Below are 24,248 nucleotides of genomic sequence, written 5' to 3'. Positions count from 1 at the left end.
GTGTGCGGATGGGCTACGGCCGGTGAGCGCAAGTGGAGTGAGCGGCGGTCAGCGGGTGCGTCGCCACCAGTGCTTGCGTTGGGGCTGAAGGGGAGTGAGTTCGCCGCGGTCGCGTGCCCATTGGGCGAAGCCGGCGTCGTCGTCGTGCATTCGGCTGCCCGCCGTGTGCGGATGGGCTACGGCCGGTGAGCGCAAGTGGAGTGAGCGGCGGTCAGCGGGTGCGTCGCCACCAGTGCTTGCGTTGGGGCTGAAGGGGAGTGAGTTCGCCGCGGTCGCGTGCCCATTGGGCGAAAGCGGCGGCGTCCTCGCGCATTCGGCTGCCCGCCGCGCGCGGATGGGCTACCGCGTACTCGTCGAACAACGGGCGGAACCGGTCGCCGAGGTCGCCCGCGACCTCCGGCCCGAGCATTGCCACCACGCCACGTCGTTTAGCCAGCAGCGCCCGCCGCTCCGCGACGATTCGTTTTTCGTCGAAACCAGAAGGAATCGGGCCGTCGGCGAGTAATGCGCGCAACAGCTCCGCCTGCGCGGCGGCCAGCCGGTCGCGTGCCTCGGTCACTGGTGCTTCTCCACGACCGCGCGGATCGCGGCCAGCTCGGTCGCGATCTCGGTGTCGGACGGGTAGTTGTCGTCGCGCTCGAGCAGCACGCCGGGTGGTGCCACGCGGGAGCACAGTTCGTCCAGCAGGTCGAGCACCTCCTGGCGCACCGCGTGCGCGTGCGTGTCGTGGTAGAGCTCGCCGTGCTCGACGCCGCCGGCCACGTGGACGTAGGCGAGGCGCTCCAACGGGATCTCGTCGAGGAACCGGTCCGGGTCGGTGCCCAGGTTGCGCGCGTTGGCGTACAGGTTCGCGACGTCCACGAGCAGATAGCAGTCGGTCTGCGAGACGAGCTCGGCGAGGAACTGTCCCTCGGTCAGCTCGCCGTCGGGCCATTCGAGCAGCGCGGCGACGTTCTCCAGCGCCAGCGGCACGGGCAGATCCTGTTGTGCCGCCTTGACGTTGGCGACGAGCACGGCCAGCGCGTCGCGCGTGCGGGGGACCGGCATCAGGTGCCCGGAGTCCAGCCCGCCCGCGCGGACGAAGCACACGTGGTCGCTCACCAGCGGGGCGTCGAGTGCCTCGGCGACCTCGGCGAGATGCCGGACCCGTTGCGCGTCAACCTCTTCGGCGCCGCCGAGCGACAGCGACACGGCGTGGGGGAGGATCGGCACACCGCGTTCCCGCAGCAGCGCGACGGATTCCGGCAGGTGTCCGATGTGGATGTTCTCCGCGACCACCTCGACGAAGTCCACCCCCGGCAGCCGCTCGACGGTGAGGTCGATCTCCGACCGCCAGCCGATGCCGACACCCAGTTTCGGGAGCAACTCAGTCCCCTCCTCCGCCACCACAACCACCACCGCCGCAGCTGGAGCCCGACGAGCAGCTGCTGCCGGACGAGCAGCTGCTGCTCGACGAACAACTGCTACCGCCGCAGCTCGACCCACCGCAACTCGAACAACCCGACCCGCAGCCGCTGCTACTGCTGCTGGAGCCGCTGTGCTTGCGCTTCTTCCGGCGCGTGGGCAGCATGCCCGCGACGCTCGCCGTCAGGTCGAACAGCGAGTAGACGTACCGGTCGCGGATCTTGCCCCGCAGGCCGTGCACCGCCACCGCGGTGACGCGGTCGCGCGCGACCGCCTTCTTGACGACGCGCTTGCCTCTGCGGGTCAGCGCACCACGCTTCCCGAACAGCACTCCGCCCGCGAACAGGGCGATCCCGGCGGCCAGATAGACGGGGAAGTTCGGTTCGTTGAGGCCGATCACGACGGCCACGACGCCGAACATCGCCAGCCACCCGCCCAGCCTGCCGCGCCGTGGCTTGCGGAGCAGACCGCTCGCGAACAGGTGCTGCCGCAACGCCTCCGCCTCGCGGCTGTACGCGGCGGCCTTGGCGACCGCGTCGAGGTTCTGCGGGCTGATCCGGACGCTGCCCAGGATCTGCGCCTCCAGCGGTGTGGCCGGGCCGCCCGGCCGGTTGACCGCGCTGACGAGCCCCTGCCGTGAGATGCGGATCAGGTCCGCGTCGAGCAGCCGGGCGATCGCCACCTCGCCCGCGCGGGCCGCACCACTGATCAGGAACGCGGTCTCCTCAGGCGTCGCCGAAGCCGTCGAAGAAACCCGTGTCGATGAAGTCACCATCGCCCACCTCACTGAGCAGCTCACCCGCCAGCCACCCGCCCGCGAACCACCCCGCGGCCCAGACCGGCCGGATGCGGTACACCGGCTCGTCCAGAACAGTGGCGCCCCTGCGTAGTCGCGGGAGCGTCTGGTTCGACGCGTCGTCCGCCTCGATCCGTTCCACGGTGTGGCCGTCGAAAACGGCTGTCTGCACGACTTCCCGCCGCCGGGGTGGCGCCGGTGCCTTCGGGCGGCGCAGACCGTACCTCGCCGTGAGCTCGGCCGGGTCGACCGGCGCGAGACCCGCGGTGGCGGCCAGCAACGCCCTGCTACCCGAGGTCGTCAGCACGGGCGGTGGCGTTACGAGCAGTCCCACAATCCCTGCGAGCGTGAGCACTCCGGCACCGACCGTCCACGGCGTCCACTCGTTCCACGCGGTCAACAGGCCCGCGAGGAGTAGCAACGGCAGGGTCGCGATGATCGCCCGGCGCAACCGGGTGCGCGGTGCGACCAGCATGCCGCCGGCGAGCAGGCGGCCGCCCAGTCGTTGCACGGCTTGGCTGTTCGCGGTCCGGGCGATGATGTCGTCGAGCCGGCCGCCGAGCTGTTCTCGCACGGCCGTCCCGATCGGACTGTCCACCGCACCGGGCTCGTCGGCCACCAGCCGGTCACCGTCGAACTTCGCTCTGTGCTCGGAGATGAGCGCGGTGACGGCCACCTCGGCCGCCCGGACGGGACCGCCGGTGAGGAAGCCGATCTCCTCGGGCGACAACGGTTCCCGCCGGTCGGCGCCCCGAACCTGCTTGATCCGGACGCCGACCGCCACCCCTGCGAGCACCGCGGCCACGTAGGCCGCGACGAACAGGCTCAACTTCCGCCGCCGCAGCCGCCACCACAGCCGCCGCCCCCGCCGCAGCTGCTGCCACTCGAGCAGCTGCTCCCGCTGGAGCACGACGACGCGGTGGAACAGCTGCTGCCGGATGACACGTAGCCACTACCGGAGTTGTACGGCGCCGCCATCAAGGCGCTGCGCACCGTGAGATCCGGGTAGGCGAGGAGCCCGCCCAAGGCGACCAGCCCGGCGGCCCCGGCGTACTCCAGTGACGCCGGGCCGGTCGCACCCCCTGTGGCGCCACCCGAACGAGCCTGGCTGAGCACACGGTCCCCCTTGCTGGTGCGCATCAGCCTGCCACGTCGAGTGACGATGAAGATCAGCAATCCGGTGATGACGAGCTGCAGCGTGAGCCAGCCGACGGGCGCGCCGATGCCGATTCCGTTGACCCACCGCACAATTCCGACCACGAGCAGCAACCACAACGGGATCGCGCCCTTGCGCAGCCTGGACTTGACCTCGTCCCGGTCGAGGATCAGCCCGGCCTGGTGCAGGCGCGTGCCGATCGTCGTGACCGCGTAGTCCTTGGCCACGTTCGGGACGAGCAGGCTGATCGTGCGGTTGGTGTAGCGCTCGGCGTCCGCGATGACGGCGAGGTCGATGGGGTTCACGACGTGCACCGATCCGGTCGACTGCACCGCGCCACGCCGCGAGGTGCGCAGCGCTTCGGCCGTGAGCAGCCGCGCGATCGACGCCTCGACCACGCGCCGCGGACCACCGGCCAGATAAGCGAGTTCGTCGAGGTCGAGAGTGCGCACGGGCTGGTCGTTGCCCGCCTTCACGCGCACCCGGACGATGATCGCGATCACCACGCACACGGCGAGCGCGATCCAGTAGTACTGAAGGAACTCCGGCCCCGACAATCCCCATGGACGCTGCATGTGGCCCACCCCCTGGCTGCCGTTAGTGCAGTAATGGTGTGGGGTGGACCACATGGTCACAAGCTACTTGGGAAAACCTTAGGGTTTCAGCTTGACGTGCCGCCGTCGCAGCCGCTCGAGCCCTCGCCGTCGGTGCCTTTGAACATGTCGTCGCCTCCCAGTGGGAATGATTACCAACCCAAGTCTGCGCGACGATGCTTGCTTCTGACCATCCTCTTGGGAATGAGGATCACTCACCCGGGACGAGTCGCAGGCTGATGCTGTTGATGCAGTACCGCTGGTCGGTGGGGGTGGGATAGCCCTCGCCTTCGAAGACGTGGCCCAGGTGGCTGTGACACGTCGCACAGATCACCTCGACGCGCCGCATCCCGAGCGAGACGTCCTCGCGCTCGATGACGGCGTCACCCGCGAGCGGCGTGAAGAACGACGGCCACCCGCAGTGCGACTCGAACTTCGCGTCGCTGCGGAACAGTTCGGCGCCGCAGGCCCGGCACTCGTACACGCCCTCGGTCTTGGTGTCGGTGTACTCACCGGTGAACGCGCGCTCGGTGCCCGCCTGCCGCAGCACGTGGTACTCGGCGGGGCTCAGCTTCGCCCGCCACTCCTCTTCGGTGTGGACGACCTTGGGTTCCATGGCTCCCTCAGAAGATGAACGTGAGGATGTCGCTCAGCGCGAACCACACGGTCAACGCCACCGCGAGGAGGATCATTCCCACGACCAGCACGGCCACCAGGCGCCGGTGCCCGGTCGTGCGGTTCGCCGAGTCCGCGAAGTCCTGCACCCCGGCGAGGTAGCCCTCGACCGTGTAACCGGGGTGCTCGCGCTCCATCCGGTCGAGGTGGGCGGCGAACTCGCGCGCCTCCGGGTCCTGCGGGTCGAGTCCGACCAGGTCCTCGGTGAACCGATCGTTCTCGTCCGGCTTCTTGGCCATGCGACCAGCGTAATGGGCGATTCGTGAACCTTGTGTTCACGCCACGAGGGCGACCTTCACGGCCGTTTCGTGAAGGTCGCCCTCGGCGGTCCGGGACGGGGGCGGTCCCGGACGTGGCGGCTTCAGCCCGCCAGTGCGAGCGCCGGGCGGACGGCGCCAACCGTCCGTCCGTGCCCGAGCACGGGAACGGTGGCCAGCTCGGTCACCGAGTCGACGTCGGCCCCGAGCAGCCGCAGCGCCTCGACGACCACGACAGCGCGGGCGCGCGACGAGCCGTCGGCGATCTTCAGTGCGACCGCGGACCCGTTGGGCAGCCCGACCGCGTAGACACCCTCGGCGCCGTCCTTGGCGACCAGACCGGGGATGGCGCGCATCAACGTCGTGACGTCGCGCCCGGTGCCGCCGACCCACTCGGGAAACTCGTTCATCGCACGGGCGACGCGGTACTCCAGCGTCCCCTCGGCAGCCGACGCCAGCCGCGCGAACGCCCGCGCCAGCCCGACGAGGCTGATGCCGAAGATGGGGGCGCCGCACCCGTCGACGCCGACGGCGCCGACCTGCTCGCCGGCCAGGTCCTCGATCGTCTCGCGCGTGGCGACCTGCAGCGGGTGTTCGGGGGAGAGGTAGTCGTCCGTGGACCAGCCGTTGGCGACACAGGTGGCGAGCATGGCGGCGTGCTTGCCGGAGCAGTTCATGTACTTGGGCTCGGCGCCGAGTCCGCGCGCGAGGTGTTCACGCTGGGCGGCCTCGCCGAGCGGCAGGTCGGGTGTGCACTGCAACGCGTCCACTGTCAGCCCGGCCTTCGCGAGGATCCGGTTCACGCCCTCGACGTGGAAGTCCTCACCGGAGTGGCTGGCGCACGCGAGCGCGAGCAGGTCGCCGTCGAGCTCGAGGCCGCTGCGCAGCATCGCCAGGGCCTGCAGGGGCTTGTTGGACGAGCGGGGGAAGCTGACCAGGTCCGGCCGGCCGACGGCGAACTGGATCTCGTCGTCGCGGACGGCGACCAGGGTGCCGTGGTGCACCGACTCGAGGAAATCGCCACGCCAGACCTCGGCCACCACCTCGTGCACCATGTCTTCTCCTCCGGGTGTAGACTGCCAACTGTCGACAGTTTACAGACGTAGTGGGACTGGCGTCTAGCTTTGGAGTGCGATGTGACGCAACCTCTGCACCTCTCACTGGCGGGACAGGCCGTTGACGTGCTGCGCGAGCTGGTCCTGACGGGTGAGCTGCCGGCGGGGTCCCGGGTCAACGAGGTCGAGATCGCCCACCGCCTGGGCATCTCGCGCGGACCACTGCGCGAGGCCATCCGCGGACTGGCCGCCGAAGGACTCCTGGAGCTGGTCCCGCACCGCGGCGCGCGCGTGCCGATGGCCGACCAGGCCGAGGTCAAGGCACTGTTCGAGCTGCGCACCGCGCTCGAGTGCGCGGCCGCCGAGCTCGCCGCCTCCCGCCGCACCGACGTCGACATCGCGCGGCTGCGGGCCGTGTCGGAGGAGTCGCGGCGCAACTACCACGCGGGCGTGAAGTTTCCGTACCGCCTCGACCTCGCGTTCCACCAGGCCCTGCTGGAGGCGGCGCGGTCGCCGCGGATCGCCGAGCAGGTCCGGCTCGTGCAGCAGAAGGTCGTGCTGCTCCGCGCCCGACTCGAGGACGACGCGCCGCACCAGTTCGCGTCGATGGACGACCACGACGAGCTGATCAACGCCGTCGTCGCCGGGGACGCGCAGCGGGCCGGTCAGATCATGCGCAAGCACCTGTCACGCGTGTGCGCCCAGATGATCACGAGCCTGGCCGACTAGTACGACCCGATCCGTGCGGACGCGGAACTCGCCGCCGTCCCAGTGCTCGACGGTCAGCAGTTCACCGGGGTACACCGGCGCGGTGAAGCGGCAGTCGATCATGCTTGCCTTCATGCCGGCGAGTGCGATGCCGAGCGTGCACAGCCCGTGCAGGATCGGCCGGTCGAACCCGGCCTTCGCGGCGAACTCCGGATCCCAGTGCATGGGGTTCACGTCACCGGTCTCGCGATAGCGCAACGCCTGGTCCTCGGTGGTCTGGTACGTCCACGTCCGGTCCGGCGCGCGTTGCGGGACTTCGAGTTCCGGGGTGCTGCCGCGCGGGCCGCCGAACCCGCCCTCGCCCTTGACGAAGCACGACGACCGGGTGCTGAAGTACGGCGTCTCCCAGGTGCTCACGACCAGCGCGCCGGAGCCCTTGTCGAAGATGTCCGTGACCGTCTTCGTCACGGTCATCGTGCCCTCGGCCGGCAGAGGTTGTTCGACCACAAGGGTTTGCGTGGCGTGCAGCACCTGCGTCATGTCGGCGCCGGTCAGTCCCAGTTGCGGTCCGCCGTGCTGGGCGAGCGTGATCGGGAACGCCGGCGACGGACCACCGACCGCCGCCTCGTACACCGAGGCGTCGTCGAGGGTCCACGACTGTTCGCGGACCTCGACGACGCCCAGGATCGAGTGGTCGAGCATTACCCCAGGGTGCCGCGCACGTTCGCGTGGCCCTTGAGCAGGTTGCGCGCGATGGTGCGGCGCTGGATCTCGTCGGTGCCCTCGTAGATGCGCAGCAGGCGCAGCTCGCGGTACCACCGCTCGATCGGCAGCTCGCGCGTGTAGCCCATGCCGCCGTGGATCTGCAGCACGCGGTCGACGATCTCGTTGGCCTTGATGCCGCCGTAGAGCTTCGCGATCGACTGCGCCTGCCGGGAGTCGGCGCCCTGGTCGACGAGCCACGCGGCGTGCAGCACGAGCCAGCGCAGCGCCTCGATCTCGACCGCCGAGTCCGCGATCATCCACTGGATGGCCTGGTACTCGGCGATGGGCTGGCCGAACGTCACGCGGTTCTTGGCCTGTTCGATCGCCATCTCCACCAGGCGTTCGACCGAACCGAGCGCGCGGGCGGGCAGCAGGTAGCGGCCCTGGCCGATCCACTGCATGGCCAGCTCGAAGCCCTTGCCCTCCTCGCCGAGGATGTTCTCGTGCGGCACACGCACGTTGTCGAACACCAGCGCGGCCGGGCCCCACTGGCCCATCGTCGGGATCGGCTCGGACTTCCAGCCCATGTCGCGGTCGACGAGGAAGCAGGTGACGCCGCCATTGGCGCCCTTCTCCTTGTCCGTCACGGCGAACACCATCACGAAGTCGGCCTCGTTGCCCTGCGTGATGAACGTCTTCTCGCCGTTGATCAGCCACTCGTCGCCCTCGCGCCGCGCGGACGTGCGGATCGCCTTGGCGTCGGAACCGGCGCCGGGCTCGGTGATCGCGAAGCACGAGATGCGCTCGCCGGAGATCGTCGGCAGCAGGTAGCGCTGCTTCTGTTCGTCGTTGCCGTGGAACAGGATGTTGTCCGCGTAGCCGCCGAAGCGGAACGGCACGAACGTGCGGCCGAGCTCGGCCTCCAGCAACGCCGTCATGACCGCGCCGAGGCCCATGCCGCCGTACTCCTGCGGCGTCAGGACACCGAAGAACCCGGCCTCCTTGGCCTTGTTCTGCAGTGCCTTCAGCTCCTCGCGGGGCAGGCCCTGCTGGCCGGCCCGTTCGCGCCGCAGGACCTCGGGCTCCAGGGGCATGACCTCCTTGCGCACGAACGTGCGCACCCAGTCCCGGATCTCCTTCTGCTCCTCGTCGAGCGTGAAGTCCATCGGTCCCTCCTCGGGTTAAACGAACGCGTTGATGCCCGTCAGCGCTCGGCCGATGAGCAGTTTCTGGATCTGGCTGGTGCCCTCGTAGAGGGTCGTCACGCGGGCGTCCCGCAGGTACTTGCCCACCGGGTACTCGTCGATGTAGCCGTAGCCGCCGAACACCTGGATCGCGTTGTTCGCGACCCGGACGGCCGCTTCGCTCGCGTACAGCTTCGCCATCGACGCCTCGGTGCCGAACGGTTCGCCGCGGTCGGCCAGGTCGGCGACGCGCCACGTCAGCAGGCGCGCGGCGTCCGTTTCCACGGCCATGTCGGCCAGCAGCTCCTGCACGAGCTGGAACCCGGCGATCGGCTTGCCGAACTGCTCGCGTTCCTTGGCGTACTTCAGTGCGGCCTCGAACGCGCCCCGCGCGGCGCCGACGCAACCGGCGGCGACCGACATGCGGCCCTTGGCGAGCGCACCCATCGCGATCTTGAAGCCTTCGTGGCTCAGCAGGGCCTCTTCGGGGACCCGGACGTCGTCGAGGGTGATCTCCGCGGTGGCCTGGCCGCGCATGCCGAGCTTGCCGTGGATCTCTTTCGCGTCGAATCCCGGTGTGTCGGTCGGGACGAGGAACGCGCTGACGCCCTTGGGGCCGGGGCCGCCGGTGCGGGCGAACACGAGGGCCACGTCGGCCCAGGTGCCGTTGGTGATGAACACCTTGCGGCCGTTGAGGACCCAGCCGTCTTGGTTGTTCTCGGCTTTGGTGGAGAGGCTGCCCGCGTCGCTGCCGGTGCCGGGCTCGGTGAGCGCGAAGCAGCCGATCTTGGCGCCTGTGCAGAGCTCTGGGAGGTACTGGCGTTTCTGCTGCTCGGTGCCGTGCTTGAAGATCGTCTTGGCGACGAGCCCAAGGCTGACGGAGATGATGCCGCGCACCGCGGAGTCGCCGCGCGCGACCTCTTCGAGCACCAGGCAGTAGGCGAGGTTGTCGCCGCCGGACCCGCCGTACTCCTCGTCGATGCCGAGCCCGAGGAACCCGACCTCGCCGAGCGCGGGCACCAGGTCGCGGTCGATCGCCTCGTCCCGGTCCCACCTGGTGGCGTGCGGAACGATCCGCTCCTCGGTGAAGCGGTGCGCTAGCTCTTTCAGCTGACGGTGCTCGTCCGACAGGCGCAGGTCCACACGTCCTCCCATAAACCGAACGGTGTTAGGTATAACGTAACCGACATGCCGCGGCCAAGCACCCCACTGCTGAGCCCGACGCGAATCCGTGAGGTGGCGCTCGCCATCATCGACCGCGACGGGCTGGACGGCCTGTCGATGCGCAAGCTCGCGGCCGAGCTGGGCGTGCGGGCGGCCTCGCTGTACGGGCACGTCGCGACGAAGGAAGACCTGTTGCACCAGGTCGCCACGTCGATCCTGGAGAAGGTCGACGTCTCCGGCTTCGCGTCGGGGGACTGGCGCCAGGGCTTGGTCGAGTGCGCGCGCTCGTACCGCGCGGCGCTCGCCTCGCACCCGAACATCGTGCCGTTCCTGGCCTACGGCCCGGCTCGCCGCGAGGCGTCGCTGGAACGCCTGGACGTGCTGCACGGCGCCCTGGTCGCCGCGGGCTGGTCGCGCCGCGAGGCGACGATGATCGCCGCCGGCCTGATGTACATCGTGTTCGGCGCCGCGCTGAGCACGTTCACCAGCGGCTTCTCCACCGACCCCACGGTGTACTCCGGCCGGTATCCGCACCTCGACCGCGCGCACCTGCTGCCTTCCGTCGCCGAGGAACTGGACCGCGACAGCTTCGAGCTGGCGCTCGCGGCCTACGTGCGTGGCCTCTAGGGTTCTTTCCCGTGGCTGCCAAGGCGATTGAGCTGACCGTCGGTGATCGCGTAGTCCGGGTGTCCAACCCGGACAAGGTGTACTTCCCCTCGCGGGGCATCACGAAGCGCCAGGTCGTCGAGTACTACGCGTCGGTCGCCTCGCCTCTGCTGGCGGTGCTGCGCGACCGGCCGACGACGTTGAAGCGCTACGTCGACGGCGTCGAGGGCGAGGCGTTCTACCAGAAGCGCGTGCCCAAGGGCGCGCCCTCGTATGTGGAGACGGCACAGATCAAGTTCCCGTCCGGCCGGCCCGCCGACGAGGTGTGCCCGACCGAACCCGCGGTGCTGGTGTGGGCGGCGAACCTCGGCACGTTCGACTTCCACCCGTGGCCCGTGCGCCGGCCGTTGGTCGACAACCCGGACGAGCTGCGGATCGACCTGGATCCGCAGCCGGGCACGGACTTCTCCGACGCCGTGCGGGTCGCTTCGGTGTTGCGTGAGGTTCTTTCCGAGCTGGGAATGACCGGCTATCCCAAGACCTCCGGCGGGCGCGGCATCCACGTGGCTGTCCGGATCCGGCCCTCCTGGGACTTCATCGACGTCCGGCACGCGGTGATCGCGCTGGCGCGCGAGGTCGAGTCCCGGGCCCCGGCACTGGCGACCACCGCGTGGTGGAAGGAAGAACGCGGCGAGCGGGTGTTCATCGACTTCAACCAGGTGGCGCGGGACCGCACGATCGCGTCGGCGTGGTCGGTGCGCGGGACGCCGCGGGCAACCGTGTCCACCCCGGTCACCTGGGACACCTTGTCCACTGTGGACCCGGACGACTTCGACATCTTCACGGTGCCTTCGTACCTTGCATCGCACGGTGATCCACACGCGGCGCTGGACTCCGAGGCTTTCGGGCTCGAGACGCTGCTGGAGTGGTACGAGCGCGACCCGCGCGGCGAGATGCCCTACCCGCCCGACTATCCGAAGATGCCGGGCGAGCCTCCCCGCGTGCAGCCGTCCCGTGCCCGCAAGCCGGACTAGCCCTCAGTCGAGGCGCACGCAGCAGTAGCCCTCCTGGGGGGCGAGCCGCGGGATGAACCTGGACTTGCACAGCACGCCCTGCAGCAGGTTGAGGTTCGCGCCGCAGATCAGGGCGCGATGCTCCTGCGCGAGCGCGTGGAACGGGCAGTTGCGCAACACGTACCCGTCGCCGTCTCTGGTCGGTTCGTACCCGTGCTCGGCGAGCACGGCCAGCACGGCGTCGTCGTCCTTGGGGGCGAGCTGCGTGCCCTGCTCCATCGCCTTGCGCTCGAGAGCCGCTCGGGCGAGCGCGCCGCCTTCTTCGACAGCGGCCGCGAGCAGTTGTGCGACGAGGTCGTAGCGCCGCTCGGGCAGGCTGACGCGCAACTCGTTGGCCGACCGCTTGTACAGCTTGGCCGGCCGCCCGGCGCCGGGCCCGCTCTTGCCGGTGCGCCGTTCGAAGACGACCTCCAGCAACCCCTCTTCGGCCAGCTTGTCCAGGTGGAAGGCGGCCGTGGGGCGCGGCACCCCCACGGCCTGGGCGGCCTCGTCCCGCCCGACGGCCACCGGCTGGGCGACGACGAAGTCGTACAGCCGGCGGCGCGTGGGCTCGTCGAGCGCGGCGACGGCCGCAATGTTCTGCTCCACCCGTCCGAGTGTAAAACCAACGCCCCTTGACTAAACAACCCCTGACGTCCTCTAATATCAACCAGCTTCTATTTTAGAACTAAGTTGACTTTAGAAGGAGGACGATCATGTCCCTTCGCACCGCCGTGCGGTCCGACGCCGTCACCCAGGCCTACCTGGCGCTGCGCACGGTGTTCACGGTTGCGCCGATCCTGTTCGGGCTCGACAAGTTCACGAACCTGCTCGTCGACTGGCCCGGCTACCTGGCGCCGTGGATCGACGGGATCGTGCCGGGGACGGCGCAGCAGGCCATGTACGCCGTCGGCGTCATCGAGGTACTCGCCGGCGTGCTGGTCGCGGTGCGGCCGAAGATCGGCAGCCTCGTGGTGGCGGCGTGGCTGCTCGGGATCATCTTCAACCTGCTCACGCTGTCCGGGTACTACGACGTGGCGCTGCGCGACTTCGGGTTGTTCGTGGGCGCCGTGGCGCTGAACCGGCTGGCCGTGGCCCGGAGCTGATCGGGTGGACGGAGCTCCCGCCGGGTAATACGCGCATGGCGTATCGACACGCCCACGTCGACCCAGTCCAGTTGGAGGTCAGGCCCATGCGGGGCCTGATCTCAGGGTGGGTGACGGGGCGTGTTCGGGAGTTTCGTGAATGGTTCGAGGGCTACCTCCACGATGTCGGAGTGCCCAGTTTCGCTGCGGCACTCCTGACCCTGTTGACGTTGGGCGGCGCACTCAGTGCGCTGTTCGGCGTGACGGCCGTCCGGTCATTCGCCGTGATCGCGGTCTTTCTCGCCGCGGCGGCGGTCGCCATCATCGTCGTTCGGTCAGCTCGAACGCATTCGGCGAAGGCCAACGCCTATCGGGCCATGTTCGAGGACCTGCTCGACGTGGCATTCGAGCACATGGCGAACTCGTGGCGGATCGAGGAGTGGCGCGAGGTCGAGGACATGGTGCAGTACTTCAGGGTTCGGCTCGGTGCCGGCCGGCCACAACCCGACCGGGTGCGACGCAAAGTGCGGTTCAGGATCACCAGCGTCGTCGACGGTGACCATGTCGATGTTCGGCTGCCGGTGGTGCACCACTGGAGGCGTGACGGCAGGCTCGAGTTGTTGATGGCGTTCACCACACCGTGGGTACGGGACGATGTCGTGTGCTTGCAGGTTGACGTGGCGTGGCCGGCGAAGTGGGCGCCGCTGCTGGTGCAGGGGCAGCCGGACCAGTTCGTGTCGCACTTCAGTCGGCCCATCGAGAACATGCAGCACAAGCTGATCTTTCCGAAGGACTGCCGGGTCCGGCACGAAGTCATTGGTCTCCGGCGCGAGCGGGACGACTTCGATGTTGAGGTGAACTCGTCCGACGGTCGCTCCTGGCTTCACCTGATCGTGAGGAATGTGGATGCGAGCCGGCGAGTGGGAGTCAGGCTCGACCTCGGCGACGACATGACACCCGCCGACTAGTTGGGCCGGTAGCGTCGCCGCGTGACGGTAGTCGACGCGCTGCGGGCGCACCTCGGCCTGAAGCAGGAAGCCGAGCGCTTCGAGGAAGGCTCCCTGCCGGTCTACGCGATCGGCGACGATCTGGTGCTGAAGCTGTTCCCGCCCGAGGACGCCGACGAGTCCGCAGTGGAGGCAGCCGCACTCCAAGCGGTCCAGGGAAAACTGGCGATCCCCACGCCGAAACTCCACGACACCGGCGAGTTCGAAGGCTGGGGCTATGTCCTCATGCAACGGTTGCACGGCACACCGGTCGAGAGCGCGACCGTCAGCCAGTGCGCCCAACTCGGCGAGGCACTGAAAGACCTCCACGCGATCACGCCACCCGAAAGCCTGCCGGCACCGGACTGGCCGCGGTTCGTCGAGCAGCAGCAGCGCAACGCCACGGCACAGCAGCGGGACCTCGACCCGCATTGGCGGGAACAGATCGACGACTTCCTAAACAACACCGATCTCGGCAACGCGAGAACCGCGTTCCTGCACACCGAGGTGATGAACGCGCACCTGGTCGAACAGGACGGGAAGCTGACCGGCCTGTTCGACTTCGAGCCGGCGATGAGGGGTGCGACGGAGTATGAGTTCGTCGCGACGGGCATCTTCGTCACCAAGGGCGACCAGGAAAAGCAGCGCGCCCTCACGAAGGCCTACGGCGAGGCGCCGGACCCGCGCAAGGTCATGGCGTACACGCTGCTGCACGTGTACTCGAACCTCGCCTGGTACTTGAAGGAACTGCCTGGTCAGGAGAGGACTTTGGACCGGTTGGCGCAACGGTGGTTCGGCCTAGACTGACCGGATGGCCGAACGCGTCGCGCTGGCGAGTTTCACGGCGAGCGCGGTGCTCGCCGGCGCCAACGGTGTGGGCATCCGGTTCAGCAACCGCGAACTGGATCCGTTGTGGGGTGCCGGGCTGCGGTTCACGCTCGCCGCGGCGTTGTTCGTCGCGCTCATGGTCGCGTTGCGGCTGCGGCTGCCGCGGGGGCGGGCGCTCGCCGGAGCGGCGATCTTCGGGGTGCTCAACATCGGGGTGGCGTACGCGCTGGCGTACTACGCGCTGCTGCACATGCACGCCGGGCTGGGGCAGACGCTGCTCGCGCTCGTCCCGTTGCTGACGCTGTTGCTGGCCGTCGCGCAACGGCAGGAACGGCTGCGCCTGGCGGCCGTGGCCGGGACGGTGCTCGCGCTCGCGGGCGTTGCGGTCCTCGGGCGCGCCTCGCTGGGCGGCGTGCCCGGCACCGCGCTCGTCGCGGCGATCGCCAGTGCGGTGTGCATCGCGCAGGCCGCGGTGACGGTCCGCAGGTTCCCGCAGGTTCATCCGGTCGTGGTGAACGCGGTCGGCATGACGGTCGGCGCGATTCTCCTGCTCGTGGCAAGTTTCGCGGCACGGGAAAACCAGACGATTCCGGCGAAAGCCGAGACGTGGACCGCGTTGGCATATCTTGTCGTCGTCGGGTCGGTGGTCGTGTTCGGGTTGTACCTGGTCGTGTTGAAACACTGGGCGGCCTCGCGCACGGCCTACGTGTTCGTTATCGCGCCGTTCGTCACGATCGCGCTCTCGGTGTGGCTCGACGACGAGCCGGTCGGGCCGGCGCTGGCGATCGGCGGGGTGCTGGTGCTCGCCGGCGTCTACGTGGGCGCGTTGCGGACAGCGGTGACTTGATCGGATAATTGAGTCATCTGCGAACCGGAGGCACCGTGAACACCGAGAAATTGCGGGTGCTCATCGCGGACGACGACCGCAACATCGCCGGGGCGTTGTGCGCGTTGTTGGAGAACGAGCCCGATCTGTCGGTCGTGGCTGTCGCAACCGATGTCGAGGAAACGATCGCGCTCGCCGAGCGGCACTCGCCCGCCGTCGCCGTGCTCGACGTGCGCATGCCCGGTGGGGGTGGCGTGCACGCGGCACGCCAGCTGCGCCGCGTCGTGCCCCGCACCAAGCTGATGGCGTTCTCCGCCTACCTCGACGACGCGACGATCGCGGACATCATGGACGCCGGCGTCAGCGAGTATCTGATCAAGGGCGCGCCCAATGACCAGATCCTCGCCGTCATCCGCAGGCTCGGCCTTAGTGCCTGACCTCCTGACCGCTAGGGGCGCCTGAGCCAGCGCGCCATGCAGGACAGCAACTCGTTGGCCTCGACGGGTTTCGTGACGTAGTCCGACGCACCCGAGGCCAGCGACTTCTCCCGGTCACCCTCCATCGCCTTCGCCGTCACCGTGATGATCGGCAGGTCCGCGAACCTGGGCATCTCGCGGATCGCGGCCGTCGTCGCGTAGCCGTCCATCTCCGGCATCATCACGTCCATCAGGATGAGCTCGATGTCGTCCGGCGCGGCGAGCAGCTCGTCGATTCCCTTGCGGCCGTTGGGCGCGTGCGTCACGGTGAGCCCGTTGAGCTCCAGCATTCCCGCGATCGCGAACACGTTTCGCGTATCGTCGTCGATCAGCAACACCTTGCGGCCCTGCAGCTCGGTGAACGACGGCGGCTCGACGGCCGGAGTGTCCTGAGTGGACGACGACAGTGGTCGCAGCAGCTCGCTCGCCGAGAGGTGCAGGGTGATCCGCTCCCGCAGTTCGTCGAGCGACGTCAGCACCTCGACCGGCTTGTTGCGGATCTGGGCCTGCAGCAACCGGTCCTGCGCGGCGCTGAGCTTCAGCGTCGCGTGTGCCAGCACCGGCATCTCGGGCAGGCCCATGACGGGCGAGTCGCTGAGCCGTTTGAGGAACGTCAGGGCCGTCGCGCCGGGCAGGCTGATGTCCAGCACGACGCACTGGTGCGGCTGCACGGACAGCACCTCGAGTGCCTCGTCGGGGTTGTTCACCGTCGTGACGTGGACGGTCCCGTGCGTCTCCACGAGATCGCCCGCGACGCCACGCGCGATCATGGTGAGCAGGCCGTTGTCCGCCGCCTCCAGCACCAGCATCCGCATGCCGGCCTCGACGGAGAAATCGGCCGGTTCGGCCTTGCGCGGCGCGTCGATGATCCGGCGCGCGGGCTGTCCGAAGTGGTCGACCGGAATGTGCAGCGAGAACGTGCTTCCCTTGCCCAGCACCGACTCCGCGCGGATCTCACCGCCGAGCAGGTACGCCACCTCGCGGCTGATCGACAGGCCCAGGCCGGTGCCGCCGTACTTGCGCGACGTCGTGCCGTCGGCCTGCTGGAACGCGCCGAAGATCGAGTGCAGGTTCTCCTCGGCGATGCCGATGCCGGTGTCCGACACCGAGAACACCAGCATCGACTCCTCCAGGCTGACCCGCAGCCCGACTTTGCCCGCCTCGGTGAACTTCACCGCGTTGGACAGCAGGTTGCGCAGCACCTGCCGCAGCCGCTGCTGGTCGGTCAGCAGCTCCTCCGGCACGCTCTCCGCGACCGTGACGTCGAACTCCAGCTCCTTCTCCGCGGTCAGCGGGCGGAACGTCGTCTGCACGTACTCCAGCAGCTGCGCCAGCGGGAACGGCTCCGGGTGGATGTCCATCTTGCCCGCCTCGACCTTCGACAGGTCGAGGATGTCGTTGATCAGCTGCAGCAGGTCCGTGCCCGCCGAGTGGATCACGTTGGCGAACTCGACCTGCTTGGGCGTGAGGTTGCGCGACGGGTTCTGCGCCAGCACGCCGGCGAGGATGAGCAGCGAGGTCAACGGCGTGCGCAGCTCGTGCGACATGTTCGCGAGGAACTCCGACTTGTACTTCGACGCGAGCGCCAGCTGCTGCGCGCGTTCCTCGATCTCCTGCCGCGCCTGCTCGATCTCGAAGTTCTTCACCTCGATGTCGCGGTTCTGCCGCGCCAGCAGCTCGGCCTTCTCCTCCAGCTCGGCGTTGGACCGGCGCAGCTCCGCCTGCTGCGACTGCAGCTCGTCGGACCGCGCGCCGAGCTCGCCCGCCAGGCGCTGCGACTCGTCGAGCAGCGCGTCGTTGCGGGCGTTCGCGATGATCGTGTTGACGTTGACGCCGATGGTCTCCATCAGCTGCTCGAGGAAGTCGCGCTGCACCGGCGTGAACCGGGAGAACGACGCCAGCTCGATCACGCCGAGCACCTGGTCCTCGAACGGGATGGAAAGCACGATCAGGTTGACCGGCGTCGACGACCCGATGCTGGACGAGATCTTCACGTAGTCCGGCGGCGTCTCCACCACGATCGGCTTCTTGGTGAGCGCGACCTGGCCGACGAGCGACTGGCCCAGCTCGAACTCCTGCGGCATCGAGCCGTCGTCGAGGTGGCCGTACGAGGCGATCAGCCGCAGCCGTGCGTCCTCGCCGGTCAGGAAGAACGTGCCGTGCTGCGCGCCGACCAGCGGCGCCAGCTCGTTCATGATCAGCGATGCCACGGCCGACAGGTCGCGGTGACCCTGCATGAGGCCGGAGATGCGGGCGAGGTTGGTGTTCAACCAGGCCTGTTCCTGGTTGGCCAGGGTGGTCTCGCGCAGGGACTGCACCATCGCGTTGATGTTGTCCTTGAGCTCGGCCACCTCGCCCTGCGCCTCGACGGAGATCGACCGCGTCAGGTCGCCGGTCGCGACCGCGCTGGTGACCTCCGCGATCGCGCGCACCTGGCGGGTCAGGTTGCCGGCGAGGCCGTTCACGTTCTCCGTCAGGCGCTTCCAGGTGCCGGACACGCCCTCGACCTCGGCCTGGCCGCCCAGCCTTCCCTCGCTGCCGACCTCGCGGGCCACGCGCGTGACCTCGGCGGAGAAGCCGGACAGCTGGTCGACCATGGTGTTGATCGTGGTCTTGAGCTCGAGGATCTCGCCGCGGGCGTCGACGTCGATCTTCTTGGTCAGGTCGCCCTGCGCCACCGCCGTGGTGACCTGGGCGATCGAGCGCACCTGGCTGGTCAGGTTGTGCGCCATCGAGTTGACGTTGTCGGTGAGGTCCTTCCACGTGCCCGCGACGTTCGGCACGCGCGCCTGGCCGCCGAGGATGCCCTCGGTACCCACCTCGCGCGCCATGCGGGTGACCTCGTCGGCGAACGCGGACAGCGTGTCGACCATCGTGTTGATCGTCTGGGCCAGCGCGGCGACCTCACCCTTGGCCTCGACGTCGATCTTCTGCGACAGGTCGCCCTTCGCGACGGCCGTCGCGACCTGGGCGATCGATCTCACCTGGGTCGTCAGCTTCGACGCCATCACGTTGACGTTGTCGGTCAGGTCCTTCCACGTGCCGGACACACCGCGCACGGTCGCCTGCCCGCCCAGGTTGCCCTGCGTGCCGACGTCGCGGGCGACGCGGGTGACCTCGTCCGCGAACGCCGACAGCTGGTCGACCATCGTGTTGATGGTCTCCTTCAGCTCCAGGATCTCGCCGCGCGCGTCGACCCGGATCTTCTGCGTCAGGTCGCCCTTCGCGACCGCGGTCGTCACCTGGGCGATCGACCGCACCTGGTCGGTGAGGTTGTCCGCCATGAAGTTCACCGACTCGGTGAGGTCCTTCCAGGTGCCGGACACGCCCTGCACGTCGGCCTGGCCGCCCAGCCGGCCCTCGGTGCCCACCTCGCGGGCGACGCGGGTGACCTCGTCGGCGAACGAGGAGAGCTGGTCGACCATCGTGTTGATGGTGTTCTTCAGTTCGAGGATCTCGCCGCGGGCGTCGACGGTGATCTTCTGGGTCAGGTCGCCGCGGGCGACCGCCGTCGCGACCTGGGCGATCGATCTCACCTGGTCGGTGAGGTTGCCGGCCATGAAGTTCACCGACGTGGTCAGGTCGCGCCACGTGCCGGCGACGCCGGGTACCTGCGCCTGGCCGCCCAGCGCGCCGTCCGTGCCCACCTCGCGGGCGACGCGGGTGACCTCGTCGGCGAAGGCGGACAGCTGGTCGACCATCGTGTTGATCGTCGACTTGAGCTCGAGGATCTCGCCGCGGGCGTCGACGGTGATCTTCTGGGTCAGGTCGCCCTTCGCGACCGCCGTGGTCACCTGGGCGATGTTGCGCACCTGGTCGGTCAGGTTGCCCGCCATGAAGTTCACGGACGCGGTGAGGTCGCGCCACGTGCCGGCGACGCCGGGCACCTCGGCCTGGCCGCCGAGACGTCCGTCGCTGCCCACCTCGCGGGCGACGCGGGTGACCTCGTCGGCGAAGGCGGACAGCTGGTCGACCATCGTGTTGATGGTCAGCTTGAGCTCCAGCATCTCGCCCTTGACGTCGACGGTGATCTTCTGGGTCAGGTCGCCCTTCGCCACTGCCGTCGCGACCTGCGCGATGTCGCGCACCTGGTCGGTCAGGTTGCCCGCCATGGCGTTCACCGAGTCGGTCAGGTCCTTCCAGGTGCCGGAAACGCCCTGGACCTGCGCCTGACCGCCCAGCTTGCCCTCGGTGCCCACCTCGCGCGCCACGCGGGTCACCTCGGAGGTGAACCGGGCGAGCTGGTCGACCATGCCGTTGAAGACGGTCGCCATCTCGTCCATCAGCACGTCGTCGACCTGGGGGAGCCGGGTGCTGAAGTCACCGTCCCGCACGGCTTTGAGACCGCCGAGCAGCTGCTGCAGCCGATCCGGTGCCTGTTGGGTCCGTTCTGCCATTGTGGGCCTCGATCGTGTCAGTCGGCGGGAATCCAGAACTCGACGGTCGTTCCATCCAGCTCGGTGCTGCGCACGGTGAGGCGGCCCCCGATCGCCTCCGCGCGTTCACGCATGTCAACCATCCCCAGGTGCCCAGGCCGGCCGCCGCTGACGAACGCGTCGTCCATGCCGACCCCGTTGTCCGACACCAGAACCAGCACGCCACCGTCCACAGCGGACAGGTCGACGCGCACCACGCTCGCCTGCGCGTGCTTGTACACGTTCGCGAGCGCCTCCTGCACGATCCGGAAGATCGCGACCGACGCGTCGTCCGACGGGCTGATGCCGGAACTCGTCACCACCGGCGCGATCGTCGAGCCCGCGAAGGCGTACTCGGCGTGGTCGCGGATCGCGTCGACCAGCCCCTGCCGGTCCAGCCGCGGCGGGCGCAGCCGGAACACCAGCCTGCGCAGCCGGCCGACGGCCTCCTGCAACGTCTCGTTCAGCGCGTCGATCTTGAACTTCTGGTCCGGCGGGATCGCGCCGGTCAGCATCTGCAGCCGCATGCCGATCGCGACCATCGACTGGATCGTGTCGTCGTGCAGGTCCCACGAGATGCGCTTGCGCTCGGTCTCCTGCGCCTCCGCGATGCGCCCCAGCAGCTTGCGCCGGTCCTCCAGCGCGATGCTCAGGTCCTGCGTGATCTTGCCGAACCCGCGCAGCACCCCGTGGTCGTCGTAGAGCGCGGTGATCGTGGCGTGCGCCCAGAACCTGCTGCCGTCGCGCCGGATCCGCCAGCCCTCGTCCTCGGCGTGCCCTTCCTTCGCGGCGAGCGCGAGCTGCCTCTCCGGTGTGCCGTCCTTTACGCGGTCCTCCGGGTAGAAGATCGAGAAGTGCCTGCCGAGGATCTCCTCGGCAGGGTAGCCCTTGATGTGCTCGGCGCCCTGGTTCCAGGTGGTGACCAGGCCCTCCGGCGACAACGCGAAGATCGCGTAACCGCGGACGGACTGCACCATGAGGCGGAACAGCGCCTCTTCGTACGTGGGCTCGTCCGTGCTCATCCGGCCGACTCGGTGACACGCAGGATCGCGCTCACCAGATCGTCGAGGTTGTTGGACTTGAGCACCAGGCCGTCACCGCCCTCCGCGTCGATCCGGGCGATCGTGTCCCGGTCCGCGGTCGCAGTGGTCACCAGCACCGCCACGCCCGGCGCCGCCTCCTTCAAAGTCCTGATCGCGGAGATGCCGTCACCGTCGGGCAGCCTGCGGTCGAGGACCACCACATCGGGGTGCTCGCGCTCGACAACCGCGCGCGCCTCCTCGATGGAGCGGGCGCGCGTGATCACGTCGGCCTCGGGCACGTCCTCGAACCATGCCTGGACCGCCTCGGCCAGCAGATCGTGATCTTCCACGAGCACGACCCGGACGGCAGCGTTCACTTCTCAGCCCCCTACGGACGGCGGGTGGCGGAGCCGGCACTCAGTGTGCCACGCCCCGGTGGCTGCGATCCCTGCGCCAACCGGTTGGACCTTTCAGCCCTTCGAGGCGTTGTTTCGTACCATTGAGGGAACAGGTGCAGGTGGGGAAGGAGGTCGCGGTGGCTGAACCCTACGTGGTGCGCTACGTCGGTGGGCCTCTCGACGGGCGTGTCGACTCCCTGCCCGCCGCGCCTGACGATCCCAAGTCGACCATCACTCACGTGCATCTGCACGGGGGTCCCAAGATCGTCCACCACTACGACCTCTCCTATGCCGTCGAGTACGGCTGTGAGTACCGATTGCGTGAGGTCTAACGGTTCTTCTGCGTGTTGGATGCGGTCGTAAAGTTCTCTCGCGTTTGTGGTGACGCGGCGGCTTGCGTGGTGGGTCGCGTTTGTGTTGACGCGCTGACTTTTCTTGGCTGCCGGTTTCGTGCGTGGTTGCTGGTTTGGCTGCCGGTTGGGTGCGTGGTTGCGCCTTGGCTGCCGGTTTCGTGCGTGGTCGCCTTTTACTGCTCGGGGCTCCGCCCCGGACCCCGGCTCAGCTCAAAGAGGGGCCCTTGGGTGGTTTCGTTTCGTAGTGGGTTGCGTTGGGGTGGTGTGCCCCTCCCGTCGCATCGCACCTGAGGCAGCCACATCCGAGACCCCAGGTCAAGCGAAAAGCGTGCTTGACCTGGGGTCTCGGATGCGGCAGGGCTTCGCCTGCGATGCGACGGGAGGGGCCCACCACCGGGGTGGTTGCGCGCTGCGCGCGCCTTTGGCTGCCGGTCCCGTACGTGGTCGCTTGTTCGGCTGCCGGTTCCGTGCGTGGTCGCTTCCTTGGCTGCCGGTTCCGTCGTGGTCCTGGTCCCGTGGCTCGCGCTTCGCGCATCGTGTGCGGGGGCTCGCGCTTCGCGCATCGAGTGTGCGCGAGTCGTACGTTCCCGACCCCGAGTCGTACGTTCCCGACCCCGAGTCGTACGTTCCCGACCCCCGAGATTGACGTTCGCGCACACCGATCCCGCCTCCGTGCGGCGCGAGTCCTCAACTCGGCCCCGGCGAGGCCGCAGCTCGGTCCGCGAGTCGCCCCCTCAGCCCCGCGTGTTGCCCATCCGGCACCGCTGAGTTGTCCGTTCCGGCTGGTGAGGACCCCTCGTGTTGTTCCGGAACGTAGACAGTCGCTTGCCCTCGGTTTACCCTCGACCACCATGAGAGCGCTCTCACAGTGGCGTGGGAGAGGAGAGCTATATGCACGTGAAGGCACGAGGAGCGATCGGTGCGGCGGCGGTGGCCGCAGCGCTCGCCGTTACGGGGCTGATCGTTGGGTATCAGCCAGTCAACGCGGTGAAGACCTCGCACGCCGGGCACGGCTTCGCCTACAGCGCGGAGCAGGCGCGGGCGATTGTCGAGCAGCAGGCGGCGCCGGTTCGGGGGTCCGAGTTTCGGGCCAACTGTCCGGCCAGTCATCGGAAGATGGACGACCCGATCGTCTTTCAGAACCAGCCCGGCGTCTCGCACATGCACCAGTTCTTCGGCAACAAGACGACCGACGCGTACTCGACGCTGACGTCGCTGCGGGCCGGGGGGACTACGTGCAACCCGACTGCCGACAGGTCGGCGTACTGGGTGCCCACGTTGTACAAGAACGGGCAGCCCATCGCGCCCGACACTGTGACGATCTACTACCAAGGTATTCACGACAAGGAGAAGGCGGTCGCTTACCCGCAGGGGTTGCGGTACGTCGTCGGCAACTCCAAGGCGACCTCGCCCGACCAGAACCCGGCGGCTCGGTGGTCCTGTACCACGCAGTCGCCGTCTGATCGCAACTTCCTCAACTGTCCGCCCGGCACGAAGGTCGAGACCTACCTCGACTTCCCCACGTGCTGGAACGGGCGGGACCTCGACTCGTCCAACCATCGGGACCACATGGCGTTCGCGGTTGGGCTCGTGTGCCCGGCTTCGCATCCTGTGGTGGTGCCTCGGCTCGAGTTCCTGATCACCTATCCGGTCAACGGGACCGGGTTGTCGCTCGGTGGGACGGTCAACGGCGTCAACGTGACCAATGCGCCGGGGTACACGTTCCATGGTGACTTCTTGAACGCTTGGGATGCGGCCGAGTTGCAGCGGCGCGTCTCGAACTGCATCAACGCCGGTTACGTCTGCGGGACTGACGGCAACCCGATCCAACAGTGAATCCCTGCTGTCGCCGCCGTCCACTCCGGACCTTAGGGGTGGACGGCGGTGGCATGATCAGGCTATGCCCCGGATCCTGCTGGCGGTCGTGGTCGCGGCGGTGGCGCTGTCGGCCGTGCGGCCGTACAGCTGGTTCACCTGGCTGCTCGAGGTTGCGCCGATTCTGATCGGGGTGCCGGTTCTGGTGTTGACGCACCGGCGGTTTCCCTTGACCACACTCGTGTACGTGTTGCTTGCGTTTCACTGTCTGGTGCTCGCGCTGGGGGCGCATTACACGTACGCGCGTGTGCCGATCGGGTTCTGGGGCGACTTCGACCGCAACTGGTTCGATCGGTTCGCTCACTTCGTCCAGGGGTTCGTGCCCGCGATGCTGGTGCGGGAGATTCTGGTTCGGCGCACGCCGTTGCGGGCCGGCGGGTGGTTGTTCACGTTGGTCACCTCCGTCTGTCTCGCGGTCAGTGCTTGCTATGAGCTGGTCGAGTGGCTTGGGGCTGTGCTGGCCGGGGGCGCGGCTACCGATTTCCTTGGGACGCAAGGGGATCCGTGGGACACACAGTGGGACATGTTCCTTGCGTTGTGTGGTGCGGTGGTGGCCCAGTTGATCTTGTCTCGGAGGCATGACCGAGAATTGTCAGACCTGTAGTGCATGCTGAACCCGTCGATTGGAG

The 24,248-nt window shown here is 68.5% G+C and carries 27 protein-coding genes; 12 read left to right on the top strand and 15 right to left on the bottom strand.

Annotation, left to right across the window (positions count from 1 at the left end; translation table 11 throughout):
- A partial coding sequence (locus QSK35_RS22550; protein WP_285749326.1) for a hypothetical protein occupies positions 1-189 on the top strand: 189 nt, incomplete at its 5' end.
- 22 nt (positions 190-211) lie between these two features.
- Here QSK35_RS22550 and QSK35_RS22545 read toward each other — a convergent pair.
- The 8 genes from QSK35_RS22545 to QSK35_RS22510 form a co-directional block, all read right to left on the bottom strand.
- The gene (locus QSK35_RS22545) at positions 212-559 is read right to left on the bottom strand and encodes an SCO6045 C-terminal-like domain-containing protein (protein ID WP_285749324.1); all 348 of its coding nucleotides are present in this window, start codon (positions 557-559) and stop codon (positions 212-214) included.
- Positions 556-1,365, bottom strand: coding sequence for an MbnB/TglH/ChrH family RiPP precursor modification enzyme (locus QSK35_RS22540; RefSeq protein WP_285749322.1), 810 nt, complete (start codon positions 1,363-1,365; stop codon positions 556-558). The genes QSK35_RS22545 and QSK35_RS22540 overlap by 4 nt, the downstream gene beginning before the upstream one ends.
- Position 1,366: 1 nt before the next feature.
- The gene (locus QSK35_RS22535; RefSeq protein ID WP_285749321.1) at positions 1,367-2,176 is read right to left on the bottom strand and encodes a TIGR04222 domain-containing membrane protein; all 810 of its coding nucleotides are present in this window, start codon (positions 2,174-2,176) and stop codon (positions 1,367-1,369) included.
- Positions 2,130-3,110 (bottom strand): TIGR04222 domain-containing membrane protein, encoded by a 981-nt coding sequence (locus QSK35_RS22530; protein ID WP_285749319.1) that lies wholly within the window; start codon positions 3,108-3,110, stop codon positions 2,130-2,132. The genes QSK35_RS22535 and QSK35_RS22530 overlap by 47 nt, the downstream gene beginning before the upstream one ends.
- Positions 3,026-3,931: a TIGR04222 domain-containing membrane protein gene (locus tag QSK35_RS22525; protein ID WP_285749317.1), complete on the bottom strand. Its 906-nt coding sequence runs from the start codon at positions 3,929-3,931 to the stop codon at positions 3,026-3,028. Before QSK35_RS22525 ends, QSK35_RS22530 begins: the two co-directional genes overlap by 85 nt.
- A 229-nt stretch (positions 3,932-4,160) precedes the next feature.
- Complete coding sequence (gene msrB, locus QSK35_RS22520) at positions 4,161-4,565, bottom strand: peptide-methionine (R)-S-oxide reductase MsrB (protein WP_285749315.1); 405 nt, start codon at positions 4,563-4,565, stop codon at positions 4,161-4,163.
- A gap of 7 nt (positions 4,566-4,572) precedes the next feature.
- Positions 4,573-4,863 (bottom strand): hypothetical protein, encoded by a 291-nt coding sequence (locus QSK35_RS22515; RefSeq protein WP_285749312.1) that lies wholly within the window; start codon positions 4,861-4,863, stop codon positions 4,573-4,575.
- A 122-nt stretch (positions 4,864-4,985) separates the two neighbouring features.
- Complete coding sequence (locus QSK35_RS22510; protein ID WP_285749310.1) at positions 4,986-5,936, bottom strand: asparaginase; 951 nt, start codon at positions 5,934-5,936, stop codon at positions 4,986-4,988.
- Between the two features lie 81 nt (positions 5,937-6,017).
- Here QSK35_RS22510 and QSK35_RS22505 point away from each other — a divergent pair, with 81 nt between their 5' ends.
- Complete coding sequence (locus QSK35_RS22505; RefSeq protein ID WP_285749308.1) at positions 6,018-6,665, top strand: GntR family transcriptional regulator; 648 nt, start codon at positions 6,018-6,020, stop codon at positions 6,663-6,665.
- Here the strand turns inward: QSK35_RS22505 and QSK35_RS22500 are convergent.
- The 3 genes from QSK35_RS22500 to QSK35_RS22490 are packed head-to-tail and all read right to left on the bottom strand — an operon-like array spanning position 6,624 to position 9,688.
- Positions 6,624-7,346 carry a MaoC/PaaZ C-terminal domain-containing protein gene (locus tag QSK35_RS22500; protein WP_285749306.1) on the bottom strand — a complete coding sequence of 241 codons (723 nt, stop codon included), beginning with the start codon at positions 7,344-7,346 and terminating at the stop codon, positions 6,624-6,626. The genes QSK35_RS22505 and QSK35_RS22500 overlap by 42 nt on opposite strands.
- Entirely contained in the window at positions 7,346-8,515 is a 1,170-nt protein-coding gene (locus QSK35_RS22495) for an acyl-CoA dehydrogenase family protein (RefSeq protein ID WP_285749305.1), read from the bottom strand. Before QSK35_RS22495 ends, QSK35_RS22500 begins: the two co-directional genes overlap by 1 nt.
- A 15-nt stretch (positions 8,516-8,530) precedes the next feature.
- A complete protein-coding gene (locus tag QSK35_RS22490) occupies positions 8,531-9,688 on the bottom strand; it encodes an acyl-CoA dehydrogenase family protein (protein WP_285749304.1) in 1,158 nt (385 codons plus the stop codon).
- A 33-nt stretch (positions 9,689-9,721) separates the two neighbouring features.
- On the opposite strand from QSK35_RS22490, the gene QSK35_RS22485 reads away from it, so the two are divergent.
- Positions 9,722-10,324: a TetR/AcrR family transcriptional regulator gene (locus QSK35_RS22485; protein WP_285749303.1), complete on the top strand. Its 603-nt coding sequence runs from the start codon at positions 9,722-9,724 to the stop codon at positions 10,322-10,324.
- Between the two features lie 11 nt (positions 10,325-10,335).
- On the top strand, positions 10,336-11,337 hold the full coding sequence (gene ligD, locus QSK35_RS22480) for a non-homologous end-joining DNA ligase (protein WP_285749301.1): 1,002 nt from the start codon (positions 10,336-10,338) through the stop codon (positions 11,335-11,337).
- A 3-nt stretch (positions 11,338-11,340) separates the two neighbouring features.
- Here ligD and QSK35_RS22475 read toward each other — a convergent pair whose 3' ends face one another.
- On the bottom strand, positions 11,341-11,964 hold the full coding sequence (locus QSK35_RS22475) for a helix-turn-helix transcriptional regulator (protein ID WP_285749299.1): 624 nt from the start codon (positions 11,962-11,964) through the stop codon (positions 11,341-11,343).
- A gap of 107 nt (positions 11,965-12,071) precedes the next feature.
- On the opposite strand from QSK35_RS22475, the gene QSK35_RS22470 reads away from it, so the two are divergent.
- The 5 genes from QSK35_RS22470 (at position 12,072) to QSK35_RS22450 (ending at position 15,517) form a co-directional block, all read left to right on the top strand.
- Positions 12,072-12,461, top strand: a complete 390-nt coding sequence (locus tag QSK35_RS22470; protein ID WP_285749297.1) for a hypothetical protein — start codon at positions 12,072-12,074, stop codon at positions 12,459-12,461.
- 86 nt (positions 12,462-12,547) lie between these two features.
- Positions 12,548-13,408: a hypothetical protein gene (locus tag QSK35_RS22465; RefSeq protein WP_285749295.1), complete on the top strand. Its 861-nt coding sequence runs from the start codon at positions 12,548-12,550 to the stop codon at positions 13,406-13,408.
- A 21-nt stretch (positions 13,409-13,429) separates the two neighbouring features.
- Complete coding sequence (locus QSK35_RS22460) at positions 13,430-14,233, top strand: phosphotransferase family protein (RefSeq protein ID WP_285749292.1); 804 nt, start codon at positions 13,430-13,432, stop codon at positions 14,231-14,233.
- 4 nt (positions 14,234-14,237) lie between these two features.
- Complete coding sequence (locus QSK35_RS22455; protein WP_285749290.1) at positions 14,238-15,101, top strand: DMT family transporter; 864 nt, start codon at positions 14,238-14,240, stop codon at positions 15,099-15,101.
- Positions 15,102-15,136: 35 nt separating this feature from the next.
- A complete protein-coding gene (locus QSK35_RS22450) occupies positions 15,137-15,517 on the top strand; it encodes a response regulator (protein WP_285749288.1) in 381 nt (126 codons plus the stop codon).
- An 11-nt stretch (positions 15,518-15,528) separates the two neighbouring features.
- On the opposite strand, the gene QSK35_RS22445 is transcribed toward QSK35_RS22450, so the two are convergent.
- Genes QSK35_RS22445 through QSK35_RS22435 form a run of 3 tightly spaced genes read right to left on the bottom strand, consistent with a single transcriptional unit; the run spans position 15,529 to position 21,370 of the window.
- Entirely contained in the window at positions 15,529-19,953 is a 4,425-nt protein-coding gene (locus tag QSK35_RS22445) for a HAMP domain-containing protein (protein ID WP_285749286.1), read from the bottom strand.
- Between the two features lie 17 nt (positions 19,954-19,970).
- The gene (locus QSK35_RS22440; RefSeq protein ID WP_285749284.1) at positions 19,971-20,993 is read right to left on the bottom strand and encodes a PAS domain-containing sensor histidine kinase; all 1,023 of its coding nucleotides are present in this window, start codon (positions 20,991-20,993) and stop codon (positions 19,971-19,973) included.
- Positions 20,990-21,370 carry a response regulator gene (locus QSK35_RS22435; RefSeq protein ID WP_285749282.1) on the bottom strand — a complete coding sequence of 127 codons (381 nt, stop codon included), beginning with the start codon at positions 21,368-21,370 and terminating at the stop codon, positions 20,990-20,992. Before QSK35_RS22435 ends, QSK35_RS22440 begins: the two co-directional genes overlap by 4 nt.
- 158 nt (positions 21,371-21,528) lie before the next feature.
- On the opposite strand from QSK35_RS22435, the gene QSK35_RS22430 reads away from it, so the two are divergent.
- The 3 genes from QSK35_RS22430 (at position 21,529) to QSK35_RS22420 (ending at position 24,223) form a co-directional block, all read left to right on the top strand.
- The gene (locus QSK35_RS22430) at positions 21,529-21,723 is read left to right on the top strand and encodes a DUF8847 domain-containing protein (protein WP_285749280.1); all 195 of its coding nucleotides are present in this window, start codon (positions 21,529-21,531) and stop codon (positions 21,721-21,723) included.
- Between the two features lie 918 nt (positions 21,724-22,641).
- The gene (locus QSK35_RS22425; protein ID WP_285749278.1) at positions 22,642-23,580 is read left to right on the top strand and encodes a DUF1996 domain-containing protein; all 939 of its coding nucleotides are present in this window, start codon (positions 22,642-22,644) and stop codon (positions 23,578-23,580) included.
- Positions 23,581-23,644: 64 nt separating this feature from the next.
- Positions 23,645-24,223, top strand: coding sequence for a DUF2238 domain-containing protein (locus tag QSK35_RS22420; protein ID WP_502881698.1), 579 nt, complete (start codon positions 23,645-23,647; stop codon positions 24,221-24,223).
- The last annotated feature ends 25 nt before the right edge of the window (positions 24,224-24,248 follow it).

This window comes from Lentzea sp. NBRC 105346, assembly GCF_030269605.1.
Lineage (GTDB): Bacteria > Actinomycetota > Actinomycetes > Mycobacteriales > Pseudonocardiaceae > Lentzea.
This window is presented reverse-complemented; position numbering and strand designations above follow the sequence as displayed.